The organism is Streptomyces sp. NPDC001880, assembly GCF_053594575.1.
The window spans coordinates 1-8,179 of record NZ_JBSFET010000153.1 but is presented as its reverse complement, the minus strand read 5'-3'; the positions used below and the strand labels follow the sequence as shown (position 1 = coordinate 8,179).

The following is an 8,179-nucleotide window of genomic DNA, read 5'->3' as shown; positions in this document are numbered from 1 at the left end:
CCCTCTCCCCCCCCCCCCCCCCCTCCCTCTCGGTGCCCCCCGCCGGCGGCCCCCCCCACTCAACCCGCCCCCGCCCCCGGCCGGCGGGCGCGCGCCCGCCGGCCGGGTGGTCTTTAAGGAGGTTCTCATCCGGGCCGCCTAGCGTGCGGAAAATGAACCCCACGACTTCCGCGAACCCCACCGACCCCACTGCCCCCTCGGCATCCGATGCCGAGGAGACCGCGACCGAGGACGCCGCGTACGACATGGTCAAAAAGGACAAAGTCGCGGGCGAGGTCGACGGAGCCGATGAAACCGACGGAGCCGACGGAGACGACGAAGCAGGGGAAGCACTCGCGGAGGCCGAGGACCTGGAGCCGGACGGCCTCGACGACTCCGGCAAGCAGTCCTCCGGCCTCGGCGCGGCGGCCGCCGTGGCCGCGGCCGGTCTCGGTGTCGTCGCGCTCACCGGATCCTGGACCGGCAAGATCGTTGCCGAGCGCGAGACCCTGATCGGCCAGATCAATAGTTCGGTCGGTGGCAGCACCGCCCAGAAGATCGCCGAGATCTACGGCGACGCCTGGCACTCCACCGCCCTGGTCAACGGACTCTTCGCGCTGCTCGCCGTGCTGGTCGGAGTCTTCGCCCTGGTCCGCCCGGCCTTCGGCGCTCCCTCCGCGCACCCGCAGCCCGGCTGGGTGCGCGCCGTCGCGACCGCCGGTATCGCGCTCGGTGTCCTCGGCGTGGTGCTCTCCCTGGGCATGTACTTCGACCTCATCGTGCCGCTGCCGACGATAGGTGCCGCCGGCTGACCGACCGGGGACACCGGGGCCGGGACCGGCGGCCGAACCCGGCCCCGCCCGGGTCGTTCAGGCCGGGGCGTCGGGGGCGTCGGGGGCGTCGGGGTCCTGATCGGGCCCCCGGTCGGCGTCGGCGTCGGGCGCCCTGACGATCACTTTTCCGGAGGCCAGGTCTATCGGCCCGCGCCCCGGGTCACCGACGCCGAGATCCTCCCGGGTCAGCTCCAGCCGCTTCTGCTCCTCGGCGGTGTGCTTGCGGCCCGGCGCGAAGAGTTCCTCGAAGAAGTTGAACACCGGCCGCACGCCCTTCCGCCTGCTGTAGCCGCTACCGCACCGCCAGTTCCAGGATCCTGTCGTCTCCCGGCTTGGGGGTGCCACGGCTGTCCGTATTGCTCGTGACGAGCCAGAGCTTGTCGCCGCCTGCGGCGAGCACGGTACGCAGACGGCCGTACTTCCCTTGCAGGAACGACTGCGGGGCCGCGAGAGGTTCCCTCTCGCGGCTGCCGGACAAAGGAATCCGCCAGAGCCTCTCCCCGCGCAGGCCGGCCATCCAGATCGAACCCTTGACGAAGGCGATTCCGCTCGGGGACGCCTCGGACGTCTTCCACTGGGCCACGGGATCGATGAAACCCTTCCGCCCCGCCCTGCCCTCGGCCTCCGGCCAGCCGTAGTTCCCGTCCGGCACGATCCGGTTCAGTTCGTCCCAGGTGTCCTTCCCGAATTCGGACGCCCACAGCTGCTGCTGACCGTCCCAGGCCAGCCCCTGCACATTGCGGTGGCCGTACGAATAGACCACGGAGTCGGCCGCCGGATTGCCGTGCAGCGGCTCCCCGTCCGGGGTCATCCGCAGGATCTTGCCGGCCAGTGACTTCTTGTCCTGGGCGAGAGCGTCGTCGCCCGTCTCCCCGGTGCCCGCGTACAGCATGCGGTCCGGGCCGAAGGCGATCCGCCCGCCGTTGTGGATCGCCCCCTTGGGGATGCCGCGCAGGATCGTGTCCGGCGCGCCCAGCAGCCGGCCGGGGGTGGTGCCGTTCTCGTCGTACTGCATGCGGGCGATGCGGTTGTCGGACTCGGTCGTGAAGTACGCGTACACCAGATGGTCCGCGCCGTACGTGGGGGAGACCGCGATCCCCAGCAGTCCGCCCTCACCGGCGGGTGACACCCCGGGCACCGCGCCCAGCAGGGTCTTCTTGCCGGTCTTCCCGTCGATCCGGGTGATCGTGCCCTTGTCCCGGGAGGAGACCAGCAGATCGCCGCCGGGCAGTGCCGCCAGCCCCCAGGGCGAGTCCAGGCCCTCGGTGAGTGTCGACACCACCCGCACCGATCCCTTCGCGGGCGGCAGGGACGGCGAGGCGGACGGCTTCGGGGCGGCTGAGGAGGAATTGGTAACCGGTGGCGTCCCGCCGACCCCCGCCATGCTGCCGGAGCCGCCGTCCGAGGAGCACCCCGCGGTCAGCACCAGCGAGCCGGCGGCCAGCGCGGCCACCGTCCCGCGGCGCAGGCCACGACGGCCCCGCGGCCCGGCGGGGCCTCGTACAGATCCGAACAGAACACCGTGCACAGCACCGATCCCTTCGACGGCCACCTGACTACTCTCCTGCACCACGGCCCCGCCCGGGGTTCCCGAGGTCCGCCAATTCTGCCGACCGGTGCGCACGGGCGGGGGCGGATCTCAGTCCCAGGACCCCTGTGCCCGGGGCAGCCAGGCGATCTCCGCCAGGTCCCGCGGGGTCAGGGCCAGCCCGGCCGCCCCCGCGTTCTCCACCGCCCACTGCTCCCTCTTGGTGCCCGGCACCGGCACCACATGCGGCCCCTGCCGCAGCACCCAGGCCAGCGCCACCTGCGCGACCGTCGCCCCGTGCCGCTCGGCGATCCGCCGCAGCCCGACGACCACCGGCTGGTTCGCCGCCATCATCTCCGCCGTGAACCGGGGGTGCCGGGCGCGCAGGTCCTCCGGCTCGAAACCCTGTCCCGGCGTCAGTGTGCCCGTCAGATAACCGCTGCCCAGCGGCATCGCCGCCAGCAGCCCCACACCCCGCGCCGTGCACCACGGAAGCAGCGACTCCAGCGCCTCCGGCGACCAGACCGAGAGCTCCGCCTGCACCGCGCTCACCGGGAAGACCTGCTGCACCCGCTCCAGCTGACGGATCGTCTCGTCGTACATCCGCGAACCCGGCCGACGCGAGGCCCGCGCCCCGACCGCGCTGAGCCCGAGCGCCCGCACCTTCCCGGCGGTCACCAGCTCCGCCATCGCGCCCCAGGTCTCCTCGACGGGCACCTCGGGGTCGGCCCGGTGCAACTGGTAAAGATCGATCACATCGGTCTGGAGCCGGCGCAGCGAGGCGTCGCAGGCCCGCCGTACATAGCCCGGACGGCCATTGGCCACGATGTGCTGATCACCCACCAGCAGTCCGCACTTGGTGGAGACGAAGGCATCCGACCTGCGGCCCTTCAGTGCCCGCCCCACCAGCAGCTCATTGGTGAACGGGCCGTACATGTCGGCCGTGTCGAGCAGTTGGACGCCCGCGTCGAGCGCGGCGTGCACCGTACGCAACGCACGGTCACCGCGCTGTTGCGAGGCGCTGTACGCCCAGCTCATCGGCATGCAGCCGAGACCGACCGCCCCCACGGCGAGCGCCGCCGCACCGAGACTCCTGCGCTCCAACTCCCCGATCCTCCCCAGGCCCCGCCGTCGAACCGGGCCCATGCCCCGCCGTCCACGGGACCGCACCGCACCCCAAAGTAACCTCTGCCGCCCGCCCGGCCTCGCACGGCCTCCGCCGATTAGCCTCCCGACCATGACGAAGACTCCCGACGAGGCGAAGAACCCCGACGTGACGAAGACGCCCGACGTATGGCTGCCGTTCCCGGCCGACGAGATCGAAGGGCTCCCCGAGGGGCTCAACTACCGGTTCTGGGACGGCGAACCCGACTACCCTGCCGACCCCGCCGACTGCGCCTTCTACGCCGTGCCGTACATGAAGGGATCCGAGGTCTCGGTCCGGCCGCTCGGCGGCATGGCGGGCGTCCAGGTCGTGCAGACGCTCACCGCGGGCATCGACCATGTCGAGCCCGCGCTCGGTCTGCTGCCGGCCGGGGTGCGGCTGTGCAACGCCAAGGGGGTTCACGAGGCGTCCACCGCGGAGCTGACCCTCACACTGATCCTCTCCTCCCTGCGTGGCGTCCCCGGGTTCGTCCACGGCCAGGTCGAGGAGGAGTGGCGGTCCGGCTTCTACCCCGCGCTCGCCGACAAGTCCGTGCTGATCGTGGGGTACGGATCGATCGGCGCCGCCATCGAGGACCGGCTCGTGCCCTTCGAGTGCGCACGGGTGGCACGCGTCGCGCGCTCCGCGCGGACAACCGCACGTGGCCCCGTGCACGCGCTCGACGACCTGCCGGCGCTGCTGCCCGAGGCCGATGTCGTCGTGCTGTCCACCCCGCTGAACCCGTCCACACAGGGGCTGGTCGATGCGGAGTTCCTCGCCGCGATGCAGGACGGGGCGCTGCTCGTGAACGTCGCACGCGGCGGCGTCGTCGACACCGAGGCACTGCTGCTGGAACTCCGGTCCGGCCGGCTGCGGGCCGCCCTCGATGTCACCGACCCGGAACCACTGCCCGCAGGCCACCCGCTCTGGCACGCTCCGAACGTCCTGATCACCCCTCATGTCGGCGGCAGCACATCGGCCTTCAGGCCGCGCGCCGGGCGTCTGCTGGCCGGGCAGCTGCGCCGGTTCGCCGCGGGAGAGCCGCTGGAGAACGTGGTACGCACCATCGGCTGACCACGCTGCGGAGGCCCTCGGTCGCACACTGTTGCGGACAACTCCGCAGGTCGTCACGGAGAGTAGAGGAACTATGTCCCTCCGTGACCGGTCTGGTGTATCGTCCCGAAAGGGGCGCTGCGCCGTGGACGGGGACGGCGCCGGGGCGGACGCGACACGCGAGGGGGCGACGGGCGATGTACGGCCGATGGGTGCATGATCCGACACCGCCGGACAGCCGACAGGGGGTGGCGGGCCGCCGGGTGCGGGCGCACCCGACGACACCGGGGGCGCCCCGGTGAGCGCGCCGGCCGACGCCCTCGGCGCGCTCCTCTCCCGGAGGGCGGCCGCGGGCGGCACGTCCGCGCTGGTCTGGCAGATCCTGCTCGGCGTCGTCTGGGCCGGATATGCCGCGGGAGCGGCCTTCGGCTGGGGATCGCCGCAACTGGCGCTCGTCATGGGGGATTTCGGTCTCAGTGCGGCGGCGCTTGTCGCCGCCGTCTCCTGCTTCCGTTACGCGCGGGCCGGCAGTAGCCGGTTCCGGCCCGCCTGGCTGCTCTTCTCGCTCTCCTCGTTCATGGCCTCCGCGGGCAACGCCGTCTGGGGCTGGTACGAGGTCGTGCTCGGGCTCCCGGTGCCCACCCCCTCCCTGGCCGACGTCTTCTTCCTCTGCTTCGCGCCGCCCGCCATCGTCGGGCTGCTCGTTCTCGCCAAGCGCCCCGTCACCCGGGCCGGCTGGCTCTGTCTCGTGCTGGACTCCTGGCTGATCGGCGGATCGCTCCTCACGCTCTCCTGGAGCCTCGCCCTCGCGCACACCGCGCATCTGGTGGACGCCGAGGGCGTGAGCGTGGCCCGCGCGGCGCTCGCGCTGGCCTATCCGCTGCTCGACATCGTGCTGGTCTCCATGGTGCTGGCGCTGCACTTCCGGCGGTCCAACGTCAACCGCTCCGCGGTGAACACCGCCGTCGCCGCGCTCGCCCTGACGGTCCTGTCCGACGCCCTGTTCACCTCACCGCTGCTGCGCCAGACCTACCACTCCGGCCAGATGCTGGACGCGGGGTGGTTCGCCGGCTCGCTGCTCCTCGCGTACGCCCCCTGGGGCGCGAACAGGGCCGCTGACAACGCTTCCCCGCCGCGGAGCACGCCTCCCGCCAGCCGCCCCATCGCGGGATCGCTGGCCGCGCTGACGCCCTATCTCGCCGCCGCCGTCTGCACCCTCAGCATTCTCTACAACGCCGTCGAGGGCCGCCGGGTGGACCGCGTCGTGATCCTCACCGGCTGCACGGTGGTGCTCGCCCTGGTCGTCCGCCAGGGCATCGTGCTCGTCGACAACATCGCCCTCACCCAGGAACTGGCGCAGAAGGAGAACCACTTCCGCTCCCTGGTGCAGGGCTCCAGCGACGTCATCATGATCGCCGAGCCCACCGGTGTGCTGCGCTACGTCAGCCCCGCCGCCGCCGGGGTGTACGGGCGCGATGCCGACGACCTGGTCGGCGCCGAACTCGCCTCGATCATCCACCCCGAGGACCTGGGGCAGGTGGTGCACGAGGTGCGCCGGTTCCTCGCGGCACCGCCGAGCGAGGAGCCCACCACCCGGATCGAGTGCCGCTTCAGATCCGGTACGGGCGACTGGCTCAACGTCGAATCCACCGTCAACCGCCACCAGGGCGGACTGATCCTCAACAGCCGCGACGTGACCGAACGGGTCCGGCTGCAGGCCCAGTTGCAGCACAACGCCGAGCACGACCCGCTCACCGACCTGCCCAACCGGGCCCTGTTCACCAAGCGGGTCCATCAGGCCCTCGGAGGCCGCCGCTCCGGCGACTCCGGCACCGCCGTGTTCTTCATCGACCTGGACGGCTTCAAGGCGGTCAACGACCGCCTCGGCCACCAGGCGGGCGACGAACTCCTCGTCCAGGCCGCCCGCCGTCTCCACGAATCCGTTCGCGCGGGCGACACCGCGGCCCGTCTCGGCGGCGACGAATTCGCGACGATCATCCTCGGCGACGGCACCCGTGACCAGTCCGCCCGGGAGTGCCAGGTCCACGAGATCGCCGACCGTTTGCGCCTCACCCTTTCCCAGCCGTACCGGATCGGCGCCGGAGAGGTCCGGGTCGCCGCGTCCATCGGGGTCGCCTTCGCCGAGCCCGGCATCACCCCCAGCGACCTCATGCGCAACGCCGACCTCGCCATGTACCGCGCCAAGGCGGGCGGCAAGGACCGCGTCGAGCTGTACGCTCCGCAGATGCAGGCCGATGTGGTGCGCCGCTCCGAGCTGTCCGCCCGGCTGCGCACCGCCCTGCGCGACGGCGAGTTCGCCCTGCTGCACCAGCCCGTCGTGCACCTCACCAGCGGCAGGGTCGCCGCCGTCGCCGCCCAGGCCCGCTGGCGCTCCGCCCAGGGCATCCTGTTCACCCCGGCCGAGTTCCTCCGCGTCGCCGAGGACGGCGACCGCACCTCCGAGCTCGGCCGCTGGCTCCTCGAAGAGGCGGTCGAGCAGGCCGCCGACCGGGCCAGGGCCGGACACCCGGTCTCCGTCGCCGTGCGGCTCCCCGCCCGCCGGCTCCTCGACAAGGGGACGCCGTTCGGCTCCGTCGAGGCGCTGCTCACCCGGCACGGCCTGCCCTCCGGGGCCCTGATGATCGAGGTCGCCGACAGCGACCCCCGGATCTCCTTCGACGAACTGGAGCAGCGGCTCGTGGCCCTGCGTCGCATGGGTGTCCGCATCGCGCTCGACGGCTTCGGCAGCGGCTATGCCGCGATCAACGCCCTGCGCCGGCTCCCCATCGACGTACTGAAACTGGACCGCGGCCTCGTCGAGGGCGTGGTGGAGTCCGCCCGGCTGCACAAGATCACCAGTGGCCTGCTGCGGATCGCCTGCGACCTCGGCATGCAGTCCGTGGCCGACGGGGTCGACGTACCGGAGCAGGTCCTCGCGCTGCGCGCCATGGGCTGTACGCACGGACAGGGAATGGCCTTCTCCGGGCCGCTCGACGAGTACCGGCTGCGCCGCGCCCTGGCTCGTGGCGAGTTCCCGGTGCCCGGCAGCACCATGGCTCAGCCGGTACTGACCGGTGGCTCGGTCCCCCTCCTCAGTGGTTCACATATTGAGACGCCCGTCCCACCCACTTGACACGTCGAGTGCGTCGGAGAGAGGGTCAATGCCATGCGCACCCGAATTCTCGTACTTGGAAAGCGCGTCGGCTGAAGCAGAGTCCCGCCAGGCACTCTGCAGACCGCACCGACGCGCTCCCCTCGCTTGCCTCACGGCACGAGGGGTTTTTTGTTTTACCAGCACCAGACAAACTGTTGCAAAACACCCGCAGAATCCCTCAGCTTCGAGAAGAGAATGCCGATGACCGAGCAGGCCACCGGGGCCCACCATCCCCAGCCGCGGGCCCGTAACGGCGGACCGTCCGCCGCCACCGTCGAGCACGTCACGGGCGCGCAGTCCCTCATCCGCTCCCTCGAGGAGGTGGGGGCCGACACGGTATTCGGCATTCCCGGCGGCGCCATCCTTCCGGCGTACGACCCGATGATGGATTCCACCCGGGTCCGGCATGTGCTGGTCCGTCACGAGCAGGGCGCCGGACACGCCGCCACCGGCTATGCGCAGGCCACCGGGAAGGTCGGCGTCTGCAT

Annotated in this window: 7 protein-coding genes; 4 read left to right on the top strand and 3 right to left on the bottom strand. The window is 71.7% G+C overall.

All coding sequences use genetic code 11. The features are described from left to right. Positions 1 to 152 precede the first annotated feature (152 nt). The gene (locus tag ACWCQ6_RS34590; RefSeq protein WP_451096092.1) at positions 153 to 791 is read left to right on the top strand and encodes a hypothetical protein; all 639 of its coding nucleotides are present in this window, start codon (positions 153 to 155) and stop codon (positions 789 to 791) included. Between the two features lie 57 nt (positions 792 to 848). Here ACWCQ6_RS34590 and ACWCQ6_RS34585 read toward each other — a convergent pair whose 3' ends face one another. The 3 genes from ACWCQ6_RS34585 to ACWCQ6_RS34575 all read right to left on the bottom strand — a co-directional run bounded on the left by ACWCQ6_RS34585 (position 849) and on the right by ACWCQ6_RS34575 (position 3,408). Next, entirely contained in the window at positions 849 to 1,082 is a 234-nt protein-coding gene (locus tag ACWCQ6_RS34585) for a DUF6191 domain-containing protein (RefSeq protein WP_451096090.1), read from the bottom strand. 22 nt (positions 1,083 to 1,104) lie between these two features. Beyond that, positions 1,105 to 2,265, bottom strand: coding sequence for a PQQ-dependent sugar dehydrogenase (locus ACWCQ6_RS34580; protein WP_451096096.1), 1,161 nt, complete (start codon positions 2,263 to 2,265; stop codon positions 1,105 to 1,107). A gap of 186 nt (positions 2,266 to 2,451) precedes the next feature. Continuing rightward, on the bottom strand, positions 2,452 to 3,408 hold the full coding sequence (locus ACWCQ6_RS34575) for an aldo/keto reductase (RefSeq protein WP_451096094.1): 957 nt from the start codon (positions 3,406 to 3,408) through the stop codon (positions 2,452 to 2,454). A gap of 169 nt (positions 3,409 to 3,577) precedes the next feature. Here ACWCQ6_RS34575 and ACWCQ6_RS34570 point away from each other — a divergent pair, with 169 nt between their 5' ends. From ACWCQ6_RS34570 to ACWCQ6_RS34560, 3 genes are all read left to right on the top strand, one after another. Next, entirely contained in the window at positions 3,578 to 4,558 is a 981-nt protein-coding gene (locus ACWCQ6_RS34570; RefSeq protein WP_451096088.1) for a 2-hydroxyacid dehydrogenase, read from the top strand. A gap of 277 nt (positions 4,559 to 4,835) precedes the next feature. Then, positions 4,836 to 7,670 carry a putative bifunctional diguanylate cyclase/phosphodiesterase gene (locus ACWCQ6_RS34565; protein WP_451096086.1) on the top strand — a complete coding sequence of 945 codons (2,835 nt, stop codon included), beginning with the start codon at positions 4,836 to 4,838 and terminating at the stop codon, positions 7,668 to 7,670. Between the two features lie 216 nt (positions 7,671 to 7,886). Beyond that, positions 7,887 to 8,179: thiamine pyrophosphate-binding protein (locus tag ACWCQ6_RS34560; RefSeq protein WP_451096084.1), on the top strand; the 293-nt coding region annotated here is incomplete at its 3' end.